At 65.8% G+C, this 18,466-nt stretch carries 14 protein-coding genes; 6 read left to right on the top strand and 8 right to left on the bottom strand.

Annotated elements, in window-relative coordinates; all coding sequences use genetic code 11:
• The first annotated feature begins 41 nt into the window (after positions 1–41).
• Both ACYVGS_RS06355 and ACYVGS_RS06360 read left to right on the top strand, forming a co-directional pair.
• Positions 42–1,001, top strand: a complete 960-nt coding sequence (locus ACYVGS_RS06355; RefSeq protein ID WP_460587827.1) for an SDR family oxidoreductase — start codon at positions 42–44, stop codon at positions 999–1,001.
• Positions 998–2,347, top strand: a complete 1,350-nt coding sequence (locus ACYVGS_RS06360; RefSeq protein ID WP_460587828.1) for a spinster family MFS transporter — start codon at positions 998–1,000, stop codon at positions 2,345–2,347. Before ACYVGS_RS06355 ends, ACYVGS_RS06360 begins: the two co-directional genes overlap by 4 nt.
• Before the next feature lie 13 nt (positions 2,348–2,360).
• Here ACYVGS_RS06360 and ACYVGS_RS06365 read toward each other — a convergent pair whose 3' ends face one another.
• Entirely contained in the window at positions 2,361–3,254 is an 894-nt protein-coding gene (locus ACYVGS_RS06365) for an AEC family transporter (RefSeq protein ID WP_460587829.1), read from the bottom strand.
• A 322-nt stretch (positions 3,255–3,576) separates the two neighbouring features.
• On the opposite strand from ACYVGS_RS06365, the gene katG reads away from it, so the two are divergent.
• A complete protein-coding gene (gene katG, locus ACYVGS_RS06370) occupies positions 3,577–5,799 on the top strand; it encodes a catalase/peroxidase (protein WP_460587830.1) in 2,223 nt (740 codons plus the stop codon).
• A 165-nt stretch (positions 5,800–5,964) separates the two neighbouring features.
• On the opposite strand, the gene ACYVGS_RS06375 is transcribed toward katG, so the two are convergent.
• The 5 genes from ACYVGS_RS06375 to ACYVGS_RS06395 form a co-directional block, all read right to left on the bottom strand.
• Entirely contained in the window at positions 5,965–6,759 is a 795-nt protein-coding gene (locus tag ACYVGS_RS06375; RefSeq protein ID WP_460587831.1) for a glycosyltransferase family 25 protein, read from the bottom strand.
• Between the two features lie 70 nt (positions 6,760–6,829).
• Positions 6,830–7,168 carry a DUF3325 family protein gene (locus ACYVGS_RS06380; RefSeq protein WP_460587832.1) on the bottom strand — a complete coding sequence of 113 codons (339 nt, stop codon included), beginning with the start codon at positions 7,166–7,168 and terminating at the stop codon, positions 6,830–6,832.
• Positions 7,168–8,817 (bottom strand): PepSY-associated TM helix domain-containing protein, encoded by a 1,650-nt coding sequence (locus tag ACYVGS_RS06385; RefSeq protein WP_460587833.1) that lies wholly within the window; start codon positions 8,815–8,817, stop codon positions 7,168–7,170. Before ACYVGS_RS06385 ends, ACYVGS_RS06380 begins: the two co-directional genes overlap by 1 nt.
• Positions 8,814–9,092, bottom strand: a complete 279-nt coding sequence (locus tag ACYVGS_RS06390) for a hypothetical protein (protein ID WP_460587834.1) — start codon at positions 9,090–9,092, stop codon at positions 8,814–8,816. The genes ACYVGS_RS06385 and ACYVGS_RS06390 overlap by 4 nt, the downstream gene beginning before the upstream one ends.
• Before the next feature lie 53 nt (positions 9,093–9,145).
• Positions 9,146–11,320, bottom strand: coding sequence for a TonB-dependent siderophore receptor (locus ACYVGS_RS06395; RefSeq protein WP_460587835.1), 2,175 nt, complete (start codon positions 11,318–11,320; stop codon positions 9,146–9,148).
• Between the two features lie 38 nt (positions 11,321–11,358).
• Here ACYVGS_RS06395 and ACYVGS_RS06400 point away from each other — a divergent pair, with 38 nt between their 5' ends.
• Entirely contained in the window at positions 11,359–12,291 is a 933-nt protein-coding gene (locus ACYVGS_RS06400; protein ID WP_460587836.1) for a DUF1853 family protein, read from the top strand.
• On the opposite strand, the gene ACYVGS_RS06405 is transcribed toward ACYVGS_RS06400, so the two are convergent.
• Positions 12,288–14,426, bottom strand: a complete 2,139-nt coding sequence (locus tag ACYVGS_RS06405; RefSeq protein ID WP_460587837.1) for an oxidoreductase — start codon at positions 14,424–14,426, stop codon at positions 12,288–12,290. The genes ACYVGS_RS06400 and ACYVGS_RS06405 overlap by 4 nt on opposite strands.
• Before the next feature lie 301 nt (positions 14,427–14,727).
• Between ACYVGS_RS06405 and ACYVGS_RS06410 the strand changes: the two genes are divergently transcribed.
• A complete protein-coding gene (locus ACYVGS_RS06410; protein WP_460587838.1) occupies positions 14,728–17,028 on the top strand; it encodes a TonB-dependent receptor in 2,301 nt (766 codons plus the stop codon).
• Between the two features lie 64 nt (positions 17,029–17,092).
• The gene (locus ACYVGS_RS06415) at positions 17,093–17,950 is read left to right on the top strand and encodes an SDR family oxidoreductase (protein WP_460587839.1); all 858 of its coding nucleotides are present in this window, start codon (positions 17,093–17,095) and stop codon (positions 17,948–17,950) included.
• A gap of 96 nt (positions 17,951–18,046) precedes the next feature.
• Here ACYVGS_RS06415 and ACYVGS_RS06420 read toward each other — a convergent pair whose 3' ends face one another.
• Positions 18,047–18,415: a DUF488 domain-containing protein gene (locus ACYVGS_RS06420; protein WP_460587840.1), complete on the bottom strand. Its 369-nt coding sequence runs from the start codon at positions 18,413–18,415 to the stop codon at positions 18,047–18,049.
• Between the last annotated feature and the right edge of the window lie 51 nt (positions 18,416–18,466).

The following is an 18,466-nucleotide window of genomic DNA, read 5'->3' on the forward strand; positions in this document are numbered from 1 at the left end:
GTGCGTTTCCAAGGGCGTAAACAGGGCAGCGGGAGAGGCTTATGCAAGGGGTGCTGGTAATCGGTGCCACCGGTGACCAGGGCGCCGCCCAGGTCGATGTACTGCGGGCGGCCGGGTGGCCAGTGGTGGCGGCAGTGCGGCAGCCGGGTGATCCCAGGATTTCCCCGGGAGTGGACAGTGTCCCCCTGGATCTGCACGCGCCGGAAACCCTGGCGCCCGCACTTGCCGGGGTGGATACCGTGTTTCTCAATCTGCCCTCGGCCTCCTTCAATGACCCCGAGTGGATCCTGCAGGGCTTCGAGAACTTCCTGAAGGCGGCGGAGAAGGCCGCCATCTCCCGGATCGTGTTCAACGCCAGCCTGTATGTCGGGCCGAGTGAGACGGGCCATGTTGCCCACGACACGCGGCTGCGGATCATTGAGAGGCTCTTCGCGTCGAGCGTCGATGCCACGGCGGTCTGCCCGGTGATCTTCATGGACAACCTGCTGCGCGGCTGGGCACTGCCTTCCCTGCGGGATCGCCAGGTGCTCAGCTACCCCCACAACCCGGATCTGCCGGTCAGCTGGATCTGCCTTTCCGATGTCGCGCGGATCATGCTGGCGGTGGCCACCGATCCCGCCGCGGTTAACCGGCGCTTGGTGGTCGGCGGCCCCGAGGCACTGCGTGGGGAGCAGACCGCCGCGGCCCTGGGGCGGGCCTGGGGGCGGCCGATTCGCTTTGAGAGTCTGCCGGTCGCGCAGTTCGCACGCCAGATGGGGCAGTTGTTCGCACCCGATGATCCGGCCACAGCCGCGCGTATCGAGCGGGACCTGGCCGCCGTATATCGCTGGTACAACGAGTCCGTGCCATCACCCTTTACGGTGGACATGCGCGAATTCCTGTCGCGCTACTCCCTGGAATTGCAAACGGTGGAAACCTGGGCGAAAGCGCATCCCCTGTCACAGGAATACATCCCGACAGGTGGAGCACGTCATCCACAATCAGCGGGACAAGCCTCATGAGTGAATCGCACGCCGTATCTGACGACTACCCCGCCAGTGGTGTGGCCTGGCGGGTCACCCTGCTGCTGACGGTTGCCTACATGCTGTCCTTCGTGGATCGCCAGGTCGTCAACCTGCTGGTGGACCCGATCCAGGCGGACCTGCAGATCAGCGACACCCAGGTCAGCCTGCTGCAGGGCTTTGCCTTTATCATCACTTATATCCTGTTCAGCATCCCCCTGGGCCGCCTGGCAGACACGCATTCCCGCAAGTTCATTGTCGCCGGGGGAGTCTTCTTCTGGAGTCTGGCGACTGCCGCCTGCGGCCTGGCCAACAGCTTCAAGCAACTCTTTGTGGCGCGGGCAGCGGTGGGCATGGGGGAAGCCGCCCTGACGCCCGCGGCCTGGTCGATGATGGCGGATTATTTTCCACCGGAGCGCCGCAGCTTCCCTGTGAGCATTTTCCTGATGGGCCCCTATCTCGGGGCCGGCCTGTCGATGATCGCGGGTGGCGCCGTGATGGGCATGATGGCCGACATGGAGACCGTGGCCGTGCCATTGCTGGGGGAGTTTCGGCCCTGGCAGGTAACCTTCATGCTGGTGGGCTTGCCCGGGGTTCTGGTCGCGGCACTGTTCCTGCGCGTGATGGAGCCGGCGCGCAAGGTGGCCGCCCCGTCGACCCCTGAACCGGTAGACCCGACGCCGGCGGCTCGTCCGGACACCCGCGATGTCGTCGCTGTGCTGCGGGAAAAGGCGCCGGTGTATGCGGCCCTGCTGATTGCAATACCGCTGTTGATGATCGTGCTCTACGGGCTGCAGGCCTGGGTGCCTTCCCTGCTGGTGCGCAGCTTCGCCATGTCGGTCCAGGATGCCGGCCTGATCTACGGTCTCGTGGCCCTGTTTTCCGGGTCCGCGGGCGTGCTTTCGGGCCCGGTGGTCGGTCGCTGGCTGGATGCCCGCGGCGTGCACGATTACCCGCTGCGTCTGGGCCTTTGGTCCTGCTTCGGCGTCTGCCCGGCACTGCTGGTGGTGGCCATGGCGCCCGCGGTTGAGCTGGCCCTGCTGGCGGTGATCGTGGCGAGTGTACTGGTGACCCTGCCGCTCGCCCTGGCGGCCTCGACCCTGCAGACGATCACCCCGGGGAACATGCGCGGCCTGATTGCCGGCATGTATGTGGTCATGACCAGCGGTGTCGGCATGGGGCTCGGCCCCACCCTGATCGCCCTGTGTACCGACTTCATCGTTCAGGACCGCACCCAGGTGGGCTGGTCCCTGGCCATCGTTGGCCTGACGGTGGCCGCGATTGCCGCGGTGCTGTTCCTGCGCGCCCTGGCGCCCTACCGCCGGCTTCTCGAAAGTCCGGCCTAGTATTTGCCCCGGTTTAGGTGAGGACGAGGGTCAGCGCCACTGGCAGCACCAGGATGGCCGCCAGGTTGCCAATCAGCACGATGGCCGCCACCCGGGCCGGGTCCTGCTGGTAGCGCTCCGCAAACAGGAAGTTCATCACCGCCGGCGGCAGCGCGCCAAACACCAGCAGCATGGCGCTGTCGCGGGCATTCAGGCCCAGCAGGCCGGCCAGCATCCAGGCCAGCGCCATACCGAAGACCGGCCGCAGGAAGGCCCCCAGCAGGGGCGCCGCCAGATCGTTGAAACGCACATGGCGCATGCGCACACCCAGGGCAAACAGCAACAGCGGGATGGCCACGTTGCCCAGCAGTTGCAGGGCGGTCACGATGGGCTCCCAGACTGGAATGCCCAGCAGGGCGATGCTGATACCCAATGCGGCGCTGAGGAGGGTCGGGTTGCGCCACAGGGTCTGCCAGCTGGCGCTGCTGTCGAGCATGTGCACGCCGATCGAGAAGTGCAACACATTGGACACCGTGTACAGGATGATGGCCGCCGGAAGTGCGCTCTCGCCCCAGGTCAACACCGCCAGCGGGATGCCGATGTTGGCGGAGTTGTTGAACATCATCGGAGGCACGAAACTGCGCCAGTCGATGTTCAGCGCGCGAGCTACCGGCCAGGCCAGCAGGCCGCAGCAGAGCAGCAGGATGGCGGCGCCACCCGCGAGGCCGAGGTAGCGTTCCGGCTCAAAGGATTTGCTGGCCATGGCGCCCAGGATCAGTGCCGGCACGAAAATGTCCATGTTGATGCGATTGGCCACCCCCATTTCGGGGTCGTGGCGGCGACCGTAGACAAAGCCCACCAACACGATGGCCACGATGGGAAACAGGATGGCGGCAATACGGGTCAGTATTGCCATGTCGACTGGCATTGCGGCGTTCCCTGTTCAGTTCTCTGACCCGGCAGACGGACTACCTGATCCTGCTTCTGATCGGGTATGGCCTGGATATCTTCCCCGGGCGATCGGATTTTCCGAACATGATAATTGATAAATCCCTGTGGCAGGCAGGGAATTCGGCGTCTAGGATGAAAGAGGTTCCTGATCAGTATCAATGTTTGCCTTGCGCATGCGTGTCAGGATCAGGGTGTTTCCATCGATCGCGTCAGCGTTGCTGAGGCCTTCGTTATACGTTTTTCCGGGAGTGCTTCGGCACTCCGTGAATCGATAAACAGTCAAGAAGGAGCTTACTCCCATGTTGAAGAAGACCCTCTCCGCCGCCGTCCTGGCCGCCATTGTGGCGACGCCGGTGGCCGCCTCTTCCTCCGGCATGATGCAGGGAAAGGCGAAGCCCAACAGCTTTTGGTGGCCGGACCAGCTGAACCTGCAGCCGCTGCGGGACCAGAGCCCTTCCTCCAACCCCTACGGCGAGGACTTTGACTACGCCGAAGCCTTTGCCGAGCTGGATCTGGCCGCGGTCAAGGCAGATCTCAAGACGCTGATGACCAACTCCCAGGACTGGTGGCCGGCCGACTACGGCCACTACGGGCCGCTGTTTATCCGCATGGCCTGGCACAGTGCCGGTACCTATCGCGAGGCCGATGGCCGCGGTGGTGCGGGCGGTGGCCAACAGCGCTTCGACCCGCTCAACAGCTGGCCGGACAACGTCAACCTGGACAAGGCGCGCCGCCTGCTGTGGCCGGTCAAGCAGAAGTACGGTCGCAATATCTCCTGGGCTGACCTGATGGTCCTGGCGGGCACCGTGGCCATGGAGGACATGGGCTTCAAGACCTTCGGCTTTGCCGGTGGCCGCCCGGATGACTGGGAGCCGGACATCGTCTACTGGGGCCCGGAAGCCGACATGATGGGGCGCGAGCGTTACAGCGATGACGGTGAACTGGAGAACCCCCTGGCGGCAACCCAGATGGGCCTGATCTACGTGAACCCGGAGGGCCCGGGTGGCAACCCCGATCCGCTGGCGGCAGCCGAGCAGATCCGCCTGAGCTTTGGCCGCATGGCCATGAACGATGAAGAGACCGTGGCCCTGATCGCCGGTGGCCACACCTTCGGCAAGACCCACGGTGCCCACAAGCCTTCCGAGTGTGTCGGCCCCGAACCGGCGGCCGCCGATGTCACCGAAATGGGGCTGGGCTGGAAGAACAAGTGTGGCAAGGGACATTCCGAGGACACCACCGGCAGCGGCCTGGAAGGTGCCTGGACGGCGGCTCCCACCCAGTGGACCATGATGTATCTGCAGAACCTGTTCGCCCACGAGTGGGAGCAGACCCGCAGCCCGGCCGGCGCCATCCAGTGGGTGCCCGCGGACGGTGCGGCCGACGGCACGGTGCCGGATGCGCATGTGGAGGGCAAGTTCCACGCGCCGATCATGTTCACCACCGACCTTTCCCTGAAGGAGGATCCGGCATACCGCAAGATCTCCAAGCGCTTCCTGGAAAACCCGGAGGAGTTCGAGGACGCCTTCGCCCGCGCCTGGTTCAAGCTGACCCACCGCGACATGGGCCCCCAGGCCCGCTACCTGGGCCCGGATGTGCCGGATGTGGCCCTGCTCTGGCAGGACCCGTTGCCCGAGGCTGATCACAAGCCGATTGGCGAGCGCGACATTGCCAAGCTGAAGAAGGCGATCCTGGATACCGATCTGAGCAACGCGGAGCTGGTGCGCACGGCCTGGGCCTCGGCGTCCAGTTACCGCAACTCCGACATGCGCGGCGGTGCCAACGGCGCCCGGGTGCGGCTGGCTCCCCAGAAGGACTGGCCGGTGAACGACCCCGACGAGCTGCAGCGCGTACTGAGCACGCTGGAAGAGGTTCGCGAGGACTTCCAGGGCCGCAACCGCCAGGTCTCCCTGGCTGATGTGATTGTCCTGGGCGGTGCCGCTGCCATCGAGCGTGCGGCGAAGGAAGCCGGCCACGATGTTGAGGTACCCTTTACGCCCGGCCGTGTGGATGCGACCCCGGAACAGACGGATGTCGACTCCTTCAGCAAGCTGGAGCCCACGGCGGATGCCTTCCGCAACTACTATGGTGAAGGCAACCGTCTGTCGCCGGCCGATGCCATGGTGGATCGCGCGGACCTGCTCAACCTGACGGTGCCGGAGATGGCCGTACTGATCGGCGGCATGCGGGCGCTGGATGCCAACACCGACGGTGTCGATCACGGTGTCCTGACCGACGAGCCGGGAACGCTGAGCAATGACTTCTTCGTCAACCTGCTCGACATGTCCACGGTCTGGTCCAAGGCGTCCGACCAGGAGGGGATCTACGAGGGTCGCGATCGCGATTCGGGCGAGCTGAAGTGGACCGCCACACCCGTGGACCTGATCTTTGGCTCCAACGCTGAACTGCGTGCGGTAGCAGAGGCCTATGCCGCGGAAGATGGCGAAGAGGAATTCCTCGAAGACTTCATCGACGCCTGGGTCAAGGTGATGACCGCCGACCGCTTCGAGCTCAAGCGTGGCTGATTGAGGCGTTCCGGGCCGGTTTTGGCCGGTCCGGAAAGGCAAGCCTACCCTTTGAAAGGCCGACCCGGTGACGGGTCGGCCTTTTTCGTGGCGTCAGCACGGCCAGTGGCCCTGCTGCCGGAGCCCCCGCGAAGGTTCGAGGTGGCGCCGGGGTGGCCTGTCCGCTCAGTGCAGGCGAGGGGTCTTGCCGACGCTGCTGTCAGGCAGTGATGCGGCGGCAAACTCGCGGCGGTGAACCAGCAGGTACAGGTGCCGGCGCAGGCTGTGGTACAGCTTGAAAAGAGGGTGGATGACCCGCTGCAGCCAACTGGGGTCGCGCGATGGGGTTGCCGGGCGCTGCACGAAAGAGGGGGAGGGCCGCTCCCAGATAAGGTGTGGTTCCACCAGGAAGGTTTTCAGGCCGTACAACCAGAAATGATCCATGACCTTGTCGATGGGCTCATAGAGACAACTGCCATGGGCAAGCAGCCTGGCCATGCCGGCCCGGTTGAGCTGGTATCCCTGGGTGCCGACGGTGCCGCGCTTTGGGCGCACCAGCCGGTATCTGTCCGCGAGTGGCCGGACCACGGTGCGTGGACGCAGGCGCAGTGCCATGAAGCGCACCAGCTCCAGTTCAGGGTCGCCGCCGAGTTCAGTCAGCACCTGTGCGAAGCCAGGCTCCAGCACCACATCATCTTCCAGGATGCAGACGCGATCATGCCCCGCCTCCCAGGCCCGGCGAATGGCCCGCAGGTGCGACAGATAGCAGCCCACCTCGGAGCTGGTGAGCCAGCGCTTGTGCCGCGCCAGTGCCTTCCAGCGACAGAAGCGCTCTTCCGGTCGCAAAGCCGGCATGCCGCCGCGCCCGTCCACGCCGCGAAAGATCTCACCCGTCAGGCCCTGCTCCCGCAATTGCCCGAGGAGTTCCTGGACCCGGCTGGAGTCCGGGTCGAGGGTGATGACATAGATGGCGCTGGACACCGGCTTGCCCTCAAGTACTTGCCCCACCATTAAACATAAAACAGGCTTGGGCCGGAGGGAAGCCTTGCGGTCAGGGCGCTGCTATCGTCATTGCGATCAGCGCCAGGCTGCCGGCAAGCCCTGACAGGCAAAGTGCTGGCAGCCGCGAGGGCCACCAGGTCGCGACACCCGCTACCACCAGGGCAGCGAGGCTCAGGCTGCCGAAGGCCTGTACCAGCCCAATACCGTCGGGTCCGGATACCAGCAACAGCAGACCCAGTAGCAGCCAGCCACCCACACGTAACAGGCGCTGCCCCGGCCAAGCCAGCGGAGGTATTGAACGCTGGGCGTAACGCGGCTGGGACAGGCACAGGCAGGCGAGAGCGGTGGTGCCCAGCAGCAGGCCGGGTAGCAGTGGCAGCGTCGGCATCAGGCTTGCCCCCACTGGCGTTCGGAGGCCGGCCTTTGCGGTGCGACGGGGGACAGTGCTTGGCGTGACAGGTGGCGGGCCCTCAGCCAGGCGGCGAGGGTGGCGCAGCCCAGGCCGAAAACCAGCGCTACCAGGTCGATGCCGGCCAGGGCCCAGTCGCCCCGGGGCAGGCTGTGCAGCAGGTGGCGGTCGGTGGTCAGGGCGTTCAGGAGGGGCAGGGTGCCCCAGGCAATTGCGGCCAGGCTGAGCTGCTCCACCCAGGCGCGGCCGGGCTTGCGCAACAGGGCGTGCAGCATGAGCGCCAGCCAGGTGAGGAACAGGGCGTGGGCTTCCCAGGCGGCGCGCTCGGCGAGGCCCGGTGGCAGCAGCCGGTTGGCCCAGAAGTAGGCGGCAATGGCGACCGGCAGGCCGGCCACCGTGCCCACGTTCAGGCGTTCCACCAGGCGCAGGCCGAGGGGCGCTGCGCCCGTCCTGCGCTGCGCCTGCTGGCGCCGCTTGACGCCCCACAACACCAGGCCCGTGGCGACCATGCCGCAACCCAGCAGGCCGGAGAAGAAGTACAGCCAGCGCAGACCGGTCGCGGCAAACAGGCCTTCGTGCAGTCCGGTCAAGGTGTCCCTGACGGTGCGTGCGCTGCCGCTGCCGTCGCCGCTGTGGAGGCGCTCGCCCGAGACGCCGTCGAAGACCAGCAGCCGCCCGCCGCTGGCGACCGACGCGTCCCGCGACTCCCGCAGGATGACCCGGGCATTGCGGTTGCCGGGATGACGAATGTCGACGAAGCGGATGCGTCCCTCGCCCCAGCGCGCCTCGGCCTCCGCCAGCAGCCCGTCCAGGGGCACCAGGGGTGCCGGCTCAGCGGCGGGAGCGACCAGACCGGGCGCCTCGAAGACCTCATCGAAGAACTGCTGGCGGCCTTCGCGGTCAACGCCGTAATGGGCGGCGACGATCAGCGGCATGAAGGAAAAACCCATGAAAACCAGACCGGAGTAGGTGATCATCAGCTGAAAAGGCAGGCTGACGACGCTCAGCAGGTTGTGGGCGTCGAGCCAGGAACGCTGGCCCTTGCCTGGCCGGAAGGTGAAGAAGTCGCGGAAGATGCGCCGGTGTACGACCACCCCCGTAATCAGCGCCACCAGCATGAACAGGGTCGCCAGGCTGATAATCCAGTCGCTGATCCCCCGGCCCAGGTAGTGCAGGCGCCAGTGCATCTGGTAGAGGTGCTGTCCGCCGCCGGTTTCCCGCGCCACGAGGGGCAGCCCGCTACGCCCGTTCAGGGTTTCCTCGCCGTTGGCGGCCGTCGCCCCCGCGTCCGGATCGGCGCCCTGCCAGCGAATGACCGGCCAGGGCTGGTTGCGGTCCACCGGCAGGCGCAGTTGCCAGCGCTCGGCGCCCGGGGCCTGGGCAGCCAGTCGCGTCAACAGCATGGGCGCCACCTCGCGAGCTGGCAGGCCGGCCTGTGACGGCGGCAGCTCCGGCTGCATCCAGCGATCGATCTCGGTGTCGAAATAGCCGAGAGTCCCGGTCACAAAGACGAAGAAAAGTACCCAGCCCAGGGCCAGGCCGGCCCAGGTATGCAGCCAGGCCATCGCCTGGCGGAAGCCGCCCTGGGGCGGGTCCTGGTGTCGCTCGACCGCCTTGTCATGCCTCACGCCAAGCTTCCTCCCATCAGCATGCCCGCCGCCGCCAGCGCCGCGCTGGCCGGCAGCAGAATGCCCCACACCAGCACCGGGCGACGCAGATGGAATACCCAGAGGATGATGGCGGCGTGGGCCGCGAGGCCGATCAGCTGACCCGCCACCACCGCCTGGCCGCGGGGCAGGGGCAGCGCGCCGGCCAGGAAGATACCCAGGGCATTTGCCAGGCAGTAACCCCCGAGCAGGGCCGCCGCGAACAGTGAAACCAGCCGCCAGCCGTGTACGCCCATATGCTCAGGGTCCCCCGTGATAATTGGGACCGGGCGATGCCGTGCACCGGGCCTCAGAAGGCATAGCGCACCGAGGCGGTGACATTGCGCGGCTGCCCGAATTCCAGCTGCCGGTAGAAGCCGATCTGGCTGTAGTAGGTTTCATCCAGCAGGTTGTCGGCGTTCACCTGCAGTGACAGCTGCGGTGTCAGGTCGTAGCGTGCCATCAGGCTGACCAGGCTGTAGGCATCCTGCTGCAGGCGTTCCGCCTCGCCGGTGACTGGATTGGTGGTGTCGGTGTAGTTGCGACCCTGCCAGTTCACCCCACCGGCGACGGTCAGCCCGGACAGCTCCCCGTCAAACCGGTAGGTGGTGTAGAGCTTGAGCATCTCCCGCGGGTGTTCCGTGTTGACGTCGCGGCCCGCGGCATCCTCGGCGGAAAAGTGGGTATAACTGAGACTGACATCCCAGGCCGGGGTGACGCGGCCGACCACTTCCAGTTCGTAGCCGCGGCTCTCGCTGCCCTCGGCTTCGTAGTAGGCCTGGCTGTTCACCGTGCCAGGTACGATAAAATCACCGTCGGCCTGACCGAGGCCATCCTGGAGGATGTCAAAGGCGGCGACAGTGGTCTGCAGGGCGCCGTCGAAAAACTGGCTTTTCAGGCCCACCTCCTGGCTCTCGCCGATGATCGGGTCGAGAAAGTCGCCATTGCGATCCTGCAGATTTTGCGGCTGGAAAATCTCGGTATAACTGGCATACAGGTTGTGCTGACCGTTGATCTCGTAGAGCAGCCCGGCGTAGGGAATCACCACGTCATCGTCGCCAAAGTCGCGGCTCACGCCATAGCTGCTGCCGCGCTGCTCCCAGTCCGCGACGCGCGCCCCGAGAATCACCTTGAACTGGTCGCTCAGGGACAACCGCGTGGCGCCGTAGACACCGAATTGCTCGGTGGTCATGTCGATATCCAGGTTGCTGGCGCCCCAGACCGGCTGGGGATAGCTGCCATCCCAGGTCAGGAAATTGCCCACGGGCGCGACACCGGTACGCGAGCGGGAGGTGGCGACGTTGTCTTCCTCGTGGTCCACCACCCCGAAGGTCAGCTCGTGTTGCCGGCCGAAGAGGGCGTATTCGCCGTCCACATGCAGGCTGAGACTGAGCTGTTCGCGCTCCGTGGCGGCGTTGCGCGGCGAGGCGTTCATGCCCAGGCCGGTTTCGCGGTCGGGGCTGCCGGAGAGATACAGCAGCCTCTGGTCAGAGGCATTGATGTTGTTGTTGAGGCTCAGTTTGGCGCTCCAGCCGTTGTCGAATTCATGCACCAGGTCAAGGTAGTAATTCTCCACTGTCGAGTCCCAGGCGGTCCAGCGCGCCGCGGTGGTTTTCGAGCGATCCCAGTCGGTGCGGCTGCCGTCGGCATACCAGACCGGCAGGCCACCCCAGGTGGATGCCGTGGGCTGGTTGTCCTGGTAGCTGGCGCCGACCCGCAGCAGCGTCTGCGCCGTGAGGTCGTAGTCCACCGTGGCGTAGAACACCTGGCGCTGCTCGCCGGCCAGGTCGCGGAAGGCGTCACCCTCGTGATAATGGGCGACCAGGCGGCCGCGCAGCCGCCCGTCCGCACTGAGGGCGCTGCCCACGTCGCCGGTGACGCCGAGGCGGTCCCAGCGGCCTGCAGTGATGTCCACACTGCCGGTCAGCTCGCGGCTGTCGGCGTGCTTGCGCACCAGGTTGATGGCGGCGGAGGGGTTGCCGGCACCGGTGAGCAGGCCGGTGGCGCCGCGGACGATCTCAATGCGCTCGTAGAGGCTCATGTCCGATTCCGTCTCGCCGGCGTTGTTGCCGGGCTGCCAGTAGATGGGGACACCGTCGATCTGGTAGTTGTTGATGTCAAAACCACGGGCGGAGAAGGTGTAGCGGGTGCTGTCCTGGGCCCGGGCGGAGACCCCGGAGGCATTGATGACAATGTCACTCAGGGAGCGCAGGCCCTGGTCGGCGATGCGCTGTGCCGTCATCACGCTGACCGACTGCGGGGTTTCGTAGAGTGTCAGGCCCAGGCCGGTGGCCGAGTCGAGGCGCTCGTTGGTGGTGTAGCGGCCCGTGACGACCACCTCCTCCAGGCGCCCTTGCGTTTCCGCGCGGTTACCCTGAGTCTGGGGGCTGTTCTGGGCTTGGGCCAGGGCGGAGAGGGTGAGACAGGCAACGGGCAGCCAGGCCCCGCGGCAGGTGCGGCGGGACGGGACGTGAGAGAAAAGCATGCGGAAACCCCCTGAAGTTATTTGAGAGCACAATCTTAATGATAACGACTATCATTAGCAACAGCGTGCAGGGCTCGCCTGCTCTTCGGCATTTGAGGTGGCTCTGTACTGCTCCCTCTTTGCTGGCGCTGCCGGGGCCGGCTGATGGGCAATCCGCTTTGCTGCATGAGCTGGCGCCTGCGCACTGGCTTCCGACGGACTGGCCGGAGCGACTGGCCGCTGTTGCCGGGCGGGCCGATCGGCTGGCGACTCTCGAAGCCGCGGCCACTGGCCGCCTGGGCCATTATTTCGAGGCCCTCTACGCCTGCCTGTTGCAGGAGATACTGGGTTGGGAGGTCATTGCCCGCAACCTGCCGGTACGCGAGGGAGGGCGCACCCTGGGGGAACTGGACTTTCTGGTACGCAATCCCCTTGACGGCCGGGTGGAACACCACGAAATCGCCATCAAGTTTTACCTGGGATACCGGGCAGCGGGGGACGCGGCCACTCGCTGGTACGGCCCCAACAGCCGCGACCGGCTGGATCTGAAGGCGGGACGTCTGCTGACCCACCAGGCGCGACTCAGCGAGCTGTCGGCAACCCGTTCGACCCTGGCTCGGCTGGGCCTGCCACAGCCCGCCCGCGCCCGGGTGTGGATGCCCGGTTACCTGTTTTATCCCCGCGAGCAGCGGCTGGCAGCCCCGGCGGGCGTGGCCGCGGACCACCTGCGTGGCTCCTGGGTACGGGCGGCGAGCATGGCGCCCGACCAGATGATCAATGTGGTGCCGCTGGAAAAGCCCCACTGGATCGGGCCCTGGGGGCAGGTCGAGGCCCCTGAGCCCGCGTTGGCAGGTGGGATTGCCGAGCGAATCGCCGCGGGGGGACCGCCGCGCCTATTCGCTCGTCTGCGCCAGAGCCCGGAGAGGGGCGACTGGCGCGAGGTGGAACGCTTCTTCCTGGTCCCGGAACAGTGGCCGGAGACAGCCGGCTAGAACGCGTTGACGTTGTCTACCGCCCGCTGGGCGTCGCGCATGGCGCCTTCAATGTAGCCGACGCCGGTGCAGTCCCCCGCCTCGATAACATGGAAGCCCGCGCTGCGCAGGCTATCCGCGGCGTCGGGGTTGGCGCTGGCACCCTTGGCGACAATCACCTGGTCGGCACGGGCGACCACTGGCGTGCCCTCGCTATCGTTGAAATGCACGGCGCTTTTCTCGATCCGGATGTCGCTGGCCGAGGCTTGCAGGGACACGCCGTGTTCCCGCAGTTCGGTCAGCAGCCGCATGCGGCGCACGATCGGCAGGCCGGCGCCGAAGCGGGGCGCCTCGTCGACCACGGTCACCTTGCGGCCGCGTTCGTGGAGGAACTCCGCCAGTTCCACCCCCACCAGTTCGCCGCCGATGATGACGATCTCCTTGCCCAGGGGCATCCAGGTGTGGGTGGCCTTGCGCACCAGGTCCAGGTTGCCGCTGATCCCGCTGGCGGCACCCACCCGGGTGGCCAGGCGGGTAAACCAGGAGGTCTTGGTTTTCAGGCGCTCCGAGCTTTCGCCCAGGACCAGCTTGCGCATGTCGTCGCCGCTGAAGACATGGGGCAGCTCGTTGCCGGGAATCTCTGGCAGGTCGCGGCGGGCACCGGCGGCGACGATGACCAAGTCGGGGGCCAGCTCACGCAGCAACTCGGGGCTCGCCTCGGTATTCAGGCGCACCTCAATGCCCGCCTGCGCGACCTGGCGGCGCAGCCACTCCAGCAGGCGCTGGTTGGGCTCGTAGGCCAGGGAGGCGAACTGCAGGGTGCCGCCGAGGCGCGCGCCGCGCTCCAGCAGGGTGACCGTATGGCCATCGGCGGCCAACAGGCGGGCGGCTTCCATGCCCCCGGGGCCGCCGCCGATGATCGCCACCTTGCGCTGGTTTTCAGGGCGCGGCCGCGAGCGGCGCAGGTGCTCGAAACCGATGTCCGGGTTCACCGCGCAGCGCATGGGGTCGCGGGTGTAGATGGCGCTGGCGCAGGTGACGCAGTAGACACAGGGGCGGATATCCTCGGCGCGGTCCGAGGCAATCTTGTTGGGCAGGGCGGGGTCCGCCAGCAGTTTGCGGCCCATGCCGAGGAGGTCAAAGGTGCCCTTCTGCAGTTCGGCCTCGGCCAGATCCAGCTCAATGCGGCCCGAGGCGATCAGCGGCAGCTTGACCACCTGGCGGATTGCGGCGGCCGCCGGCAGCATGGCGGCCGGAACCTGGGGGATGTTGGACTCCGAGTGCAGCTTGCCGTAGGCGGTCTCGTGGTAGGCGCTGACGGTGATGGCATCCACGCCCGCCTTTTCCACCAGTTGTGCGGTGATTTTGGCGTCTTCCAGTGTGATGCCGCCCTTCTTGCCGACTTCCCGTGAATCCAGCTTTACCCACACCGGGAAATCGGGCCCGACTTCCGCCCGCACGGCGGCGATGACTTCCAGCAGCAGGCGGGCGCGGTTTTCGTGACTGCCCCCGTACTCATCCGTGCGGGTATTGGCCTTGGGTGACAGAAAGGAGGACAGGATATAACCGTGGGCACCGTGGATTTCCACGCCATCGAAGCCCGCCTGGCGCGCGCGGCGAGCACCGTCGGCAAACTGGCGTACCACCAGTTGGATGTCATCCTTCTCGAGGACCTTGACCTTCGGCGGTCCGCTCATGCCCTCGGCCATTTTGGCCAGCTCACTCTCGAGGAAGAAACTCAGGAAGTCGGCGTCCTTCACCGGCGAGGGAACAGCCGGTGCCCACAGGGGCAGGCCGTCCCGGGCGCTGTCGCCGGCCACCAGGCCACCGTGGTGCAGCTGCGCGGCGATCTTGGCCCCGTGGCGATGCACGGCCTCGGTGAGCCGCAGCAGGCCGGGGATCATACGGTCCTCGGAGATCCCCACCTGCCAGCCCTGTACGCGTCCCACCGGCAAGGCCACCCCGGTGGCACCGGTGATGATCAGGCCAGCGCCACCGCGGGCCTGTTCTTCGTGGTAGGCAATGATGCGGTCGCTGGCGCTGCCGTCGGGCTCTGCGAAGTTTGCGCCCATGGCCGTCACCACCATGCGATTTTTCAGCTCCAGCTTGCCGATGCGGGTGGGTGACAGCAGGGTCTTGAAGGCGGGGTTGCTCATGACAGGCTCTCTCTGGCGTCCGAGTTATCGCCCCGGCTGGGGCGCTCGAAATCGGTGGTGAGACGAAGGGCGGACCGGGGTCGGCCACGACCGGGCGCCATGGTAGTACGCCTGTCCCTGTCGGGAAAGCGGCAGTGACCGGGCAGTACGCATAGTCAGACCGGTGTCGGCGGCCCGGGAAGCCAGTGCGGATCAAGCAGCTGAACCACGGGCCGCTTCCTGAGGGGCATGTGATTGAATCAAGTGTTCAAAGCGGCTAGGCTCCGGGCGTTTTTCTCACCCCCGTATGAAGAGGCTGCTCATGAGTCATGCAATAATTCAACGTAGCTTGCAGCACGCGAGTCTGGTCACCCTGGCGGCTGCCCTGGCTCTGCCCGCGACAGCACAGGACAGTGCCGGTCGCGCGGTCGCCCTGGAAGAGGTGATCGTGACGGCGCAGAAGCGCCAGGAGAGCTTGCAAGATACACCCGTGGCGGTCACCGCTTTCACCAGTGAATCACTGGAGAACCTGGGCATCGTGGATGTCTCCGGCATTACCGGCCGCGTCCCCAACACCATTCTGTTGACCACCCCGAGCAGCAACATCAGCATGTCGGCCTCGGTGCGGGGTGTCTCTTCCAACGAGCCGTCCCTGGCCCAGGACGCCAAGGTCGGGCTCTACCTGGACGGTGTCTACATTGGCAAGAACTCCGGTGCCATTTTCGACATCGCCGATCTCGAGCGCATCGAAGTCCTGCGCGGCCCCCAGGGCACGCTGTATGGCAAGAACACCACCGGCGGCGCCATCAACATCATTACCGCGCGGCCCCTGGGGGAATTCGGCTTCAAGCAGAAGCTGACCCTGGGCAGCTTTGGCCGCACCCGCTCGCAGACCACACTGGACCTGCCGCGCATGGGTGGCCTGGCTGCAAAACTGTCCTACCTGGACCGCTCCTACGAGGGCTGGGCGCGCAACAGCAACCCCCGCGGCCCGCGTGAACTCGGCCGCGATGATACCAGCGGTTACCGCCTGGCATTGAACTGGGAGCTGTCGGACCGCCTGACCGCCGATTACTCCCTGGACCGCACCTGGGGTGAGGGTACCTCGCGCCCGTCCCAGCTGAGCTACGCCAATCCCGATTACGTCAATCTGCCGGTCGTTTCTCCCACCGGCGTGATTCTGCCGGGGGCGGAAAATCACCCCTTCCGCCAGATGATCGAGTCCGGCATCACTGACGACCGCAAGAAGTGGTTCAACCTCGACAACGTCGGCGAGGAGCGCTACGACATCCGCGGCCACAGCCTGACCCTGACCTGGAGTGCCGACAACTTCGACATCAAGTCGATCACCGGCTACCGGGAAATGGAAATTCGCGTTTCCCCGGGTGGCACGGACAATGACGGCGGCGCCTGGAGCGTACCGGTCTTCCACAACGCGACCGAGCGCAACGGTGGCAACCAGAAGGACCACGAGCAGTGGTCCCAGGAGTTCCAGGTCCTCGGCAGTGCCATGGACGATCGCCTGGAGTACATCGTTGGGCTGTACTACTACGAGGACGAAGGCGAAGAGTTCAACAGCCTCTGGGATGCGCTGGTGCCTTTCAACGGCACACTGCTGTCCACCCGCTTTATCCCCGCGCCCGCGGGCCTGGGCGAAAGCTACTCCGTCGACAACACCTCCTACGCCGTCTTCGGTCAGGCCACCTACACCCCCGAGTGGCTGGATTCCCGCCTCGGCATCACCCTCGGCCTGCGCCAGACCTGGGATGAGAAAGCCGCGTCGATCCTGGATACCGGGGCGGAGCCCTGGACGGTGGAGAAAGAGTGGGACAGCTTCAATCCCTCGCTGACCGTGGACTACCAGTGGAACGATGACACCAATGTCTACGCCAAGGTGGCTACCGGCTACACCGCGGGCAGCCATCCGATCCGCTCCTCCAGCCAGGCCGCTTTCAACCTGACCGCGGACCCGGAGGAAATTGTCAACTACGAGCTGGGCATCAAGTCGGACTGGCTGGACCGTCGTCTGCGGGTGAACGCGGCGACTTTCTTCTATGACTATACCGACCTGCAGATCGCCGACTTCCAGTCGGGTTCCACGGTGGTCACCAACGCGGGTCAGGCCGATCTGACCGGTTTCGAGTTCGAGGTGACCGCGCTGCCGCTCCCCGGCCTCACGGTTGACCTGACCTACGGCTATCTGGATTACGACTATAACGAGTATTTCGTCACTCTGGACGGCGTGTCGGTGGATGTCTCGGACACGGCACGCGCCTCCAATGCGCCGCGCCACACGGCACGTCTGATGGTGAACTACGATTTCGAGCCGACGCGCTTCGGTGCCCTGAGTGCCTCGCTGGAATCGGTGTACACGGACGAATACCGCTTCAACCCGCGGCAGTTCCAGCATGACTCGGCGGATAGCCGCAACCTGCTGAATGCACGACTGAACCTGGCGGACATCCCGGTTGCCGCCGGCAGCCTGCGGGCCGGCCTGTGGGGTCGCAACCTGACCGACAAGGAGTACCGCGAGTACGGCATCGACTTCGGCGCCATCGGCCACGCCATCAACACCTACGGCGAGCCGCGCAGCTTCGGTATCGATGTGATGTACGAGTACTGAGGCGACTGATCGGTCTCCGGGCGCGTACAATCCGACAGGATAATAACGCGTCTGGAGACGGAACATGACCCTGCAAGGCAAACACATTGTCATCACCGGCCCTACGGCGGGCATCGGGCGCGCGAGTGCGCTGAGCCTGGCCGCCGATGGGGCTGACCTCACCCTGCTCTGCCGCAGCCCGGAAAAAGCCTCCGCGCTGGCTGACGAGATTGTCGCCAGGGGCGGTTGCACCCCGCGGGTGGTTCCCCTGGATATGGCGTCCCTCGCCAGCGTGCGGCAAGCGGCCGCCGACTGCCTGAGCCTTGATCGCCCGATCGACATCCTGCTGAACAATGCCGGTGCAATCTACACGCGTCGCCAGCTGACCGTCGACGGTTTCGAGGAGACCCTGGCGGTGAACCACTTTGCCCCTTTTCTGCTCACTGGCCTGCTGCTTCCGGCCATCTTGCGGGCGCCGCAGGCGCGTATCGTCAACGTGGCCTCGGCCGCCCACGCCTTCGTGCGCGGTATGCAGTTCGATGATTTGCAAGCCGAGCGTGGCTACCGGATGTTCCGGGAGTACGGGCGCTCCAAGCTGGCCAATATCCTGTTTACCCGCGAGCTGGCCCGGCGTCTTGCCGGGCGGGATGTCACCGTGAACTGCCTGCACCCCGGTGCCGTGACCACCTCGCTCGGTTCGCAGAACGGGGGTATTGCCAGCCGGTTGATGCCGCTGTTGCTCAAGCCCTTCTTCAAGTCGCCCGAGCAGGGCGCGGAGACTTCCCTGTACCTCTGCACCAGCGACGCCGTCGCGGATACCTCGGGCGAATACTTCGTCAACTGCAAGCCGAAAAGACCCAAACCCTGGGCGCGGGACGACGAGGCCGCGAAGCGTCTGTGGCAGATCAGCGAGGAAAGCGTGGGCTTCCAGTATCCGCTTTGATTGCGGGGACGTACCGGGCTCGACGCAAGGCTTTCGGCGTGGGTATGCCCACGGATCACCGATAGGTATGCCGTCGATGCAATGTCAAACAAGGCGTCAAGGTTGGCTTTTCCCCTCCAGCAACATCTTCAGCGCGACCGCATTGTTGTGTTCGGTGTCCTTCGCGGCGTAGAGCAGCGTGAGCATTCGTCCGTTGCAGTCCTCCAGCAGTTGGTCCAGGTCGTCCTGCCGCTCGCGCAACTCCGCGTGGTATTTCTGGTAAAAGCCGGCCCAGCGCTGCGGGTCGTGGCCGAACCATTTGCGCAGCGCATTCGAGGGTGCCAGGTCCCGATACCAGCCGTCGGCGGCGAGGTCATCCTTGCTGATGCCCCGGGGCCAGACGCGATCGACCAGGGCGCGAAAACCGTCGCTGCTGGCGGGGGATTCGTAAACGCGTTTGCACTGGATGTGGCGAGGCTGTTGCATGCCGGTTTCCTCCCTGGGTTGAAGCCTTTGCGGCAACTGTAGTCGAGGCCG

The organism is Haliea atlantica, from assembly GCF_054779855.1.